The 1,288-nt window shown below is 47.4% G+C and carries 1 protein-coding gene and 1 pseudogene; both read right to left on the bottom strand.

What is annotated here, in order from left to right:
- Window positions 1-77 precede the first annotated feature (77 nt).
- Window positions 78-518: a group II intron maturase-specific domain-containing protein gene (locus HMPREF3179_RS12460; protein WP_225792299.1), complete on the bottom strand. Its 441-nt coding sequence runs from the start codon at window positions 516-518 to the stop codon at window positions 78-80.
- A 54-nt stretch (window positions 519-572) separates the two neighbouring features.
- Window positions 573-1,081: pseudogene (locus HMPREF3179_RS12455) on the bottom strand (reverse transcriptase domain-containing protein); the annotation flags it as partial.
- Window positions 1,082-1,288: the final 207 nt, after the last annotated feature.

Raw genomic sequence — 1,288 nt, 5'->3', positions numbered from 1 at the left:
AATCGAGTAGGGTGAGGTTTGCACCTCATCCCTCTCACAGAACCGTACGTACGGACCTCGTATACGGCTCATGCACATTACCATTTAGCATATGCGCTAAACACGTAGCCAGTCTCAACTTTCCCCATATCATACAACGTTAAACTATCTAACCACTTATTCGGCATAGCATAGTGAGCTAATGGACTGGCTGAGTTTCTCCAGCGCCACATCGCTATCGACTCAAACGGTGGTTTATAGCCTAATTGTTTAAGTCGTCTATGTAGCCGTTTAGGCTTTTTCCATAGCTTAAGTTGTATGCTGCGAAGCCGTCTTCGCACCCACTGCGCCAGCTCTTTAAAGGTACTTTTCGTGTCGGCAATCCTAAAATACTGAGCAAATCCCCTAAGCAGGGGGTTAAGTTGCTTAATAACGCTCGCTAGCGGTCGCCCACTATTTCGCTTCGTCATCGCCTTAACCTTTTGCTTAAACAGCGACAGCTTCTTAGGCTGTATCTTTGTGTAGTGACTGTAAATCACTACCCCTAAGAAGTTAACTCCTCGCCAGCTCTGTGTGATGTGAGTCTTCTCACCGTTCACCTGTAGCTTAAGGTCCTGCTCAAGTAGTTTAGTAGCCACCTCAAGGGCTCGTTGCGCTCCTTTAGCACTTCGACATAGAATTAAGATGTCGTCTGCATAGCGAACAATCCGATGTCCTCTGTCCCGCATTGCTTGGTCAAAGGCATCGAGATAAATGTTAGCTAATAACGGACTAATGACGCCGCCTTGTGGACTGCCTATATCCGTGGACGCCAATTTGCCGTCAATCATAACGCCGCTTTGCAGGAATTGACGTATCAATTCCAACACGCTGCTGTCTGTGACACGCTTTTTGACTTGTTGGATAATCAGTTCATGGTCAAGGCGGTCAAAGCATTTCGATAAGTCCATATCCACTACGTGCTTAAGTCCGTAGCGTCTTATAAACATCGTTGCTTTGCTAATAGCATCATGACAACTTGATTCGGTCTGTAGCCAAAGCTTGATGGGTGAAATTGCTCCTCAAATATCGGGGTCAGCAATTCATTGACCGCTTGTTGCACTACTCTGTCACGAACACTTGGTATGCCAAGCAACCTAACTCCGCCATCTGCTTTCGGTATCTCTACCCGCTTAACCGGCAGCGCTCGGTATTGTTTCGTTTTGAGTTCATTAAGTAATTCAGCAGATTGTCGTCCAAGCGCTCGCCAAACTGCGCAAGCGTCTGACCATCGATGCCAGCCGCTCCGCCTGCTCGTCTCACCTTCTTG

Source organism: Oligella sp. HMSC09E12, assembly GCF_001808505.1.
GTDB lineage: Bacteria > Pseudomonadota > Gammaproteobacteria > Burkholderiales > Burkholderiaceae_B > Oligella > Oligella urethralis.
This window is presented reverse-complemented; position numbering and strand designations above follow the sequence as displayed.